A 473-nucleotide genomic window follows, 5' to 3' on the forward strand; every position below is an offset into this window, starting at 1 on the left:
CTGCCGAAATCTTATCCAAAGACTTCTGGTCGGCCATCAGTTCCAAATAAAGTCCTACAAGTTCTTTCTTGTGAAGCCCCTCCTGCCACGTACCTGTATATTCGGTGAAGGTACGGCCGCAATCCTTGCATTTGAAGCGTTGGGCACCCTTGTCCTTGCCGAAACGGTAATAGTGCTTACCTCCACAATGAGGACAGCTGCCTTGCTTATCCAAAAGCTGGGACAGACGGGGAGAGCCGGAAAGGGAAAAGCTCCCGGAAGACAATGCGGATACCAATGAGGCACACTCTGTCTCTGACAGAGTCTGTGCGGCTGCTAATATTTCTTGATAGGTCATAACTATAAGCCTTTATGCATGTAAAAATACGGAAAAGAATAGGAAATCCAACACTTTAAAACGCAAAAATTAACTATAGCCTTACGATATTTCTATGATGTTGGCAAATAATAAATTAGCCTTTAACTGAATATCC

The 473-nt window shown here is 44.0% G+C and carries 1 pseudogene; it reads right to left on the reverse strand.

Annotated elements, in window-relative coordinates:
• A pseudogene (locus D4A39_RS19155) lies at positions 1–211 on the reverse strand (transposase); the annotation flags it as partial.
• Between the last annotated feature and the right edge of the window lie 262 nt (positions 212–473).

It is taken from the genome of Alcanivorax profundi (genome assembly GCF_003597125.1).
In the GTDB taxonomy this organism is placed as follows: domain Bacteria; phylum Pseudomonadota; class Gammaproteobacteria; order Pseudomonadales; family Alcanivoracaceae; genus Alcanivorax; species Alcanivorax profundi.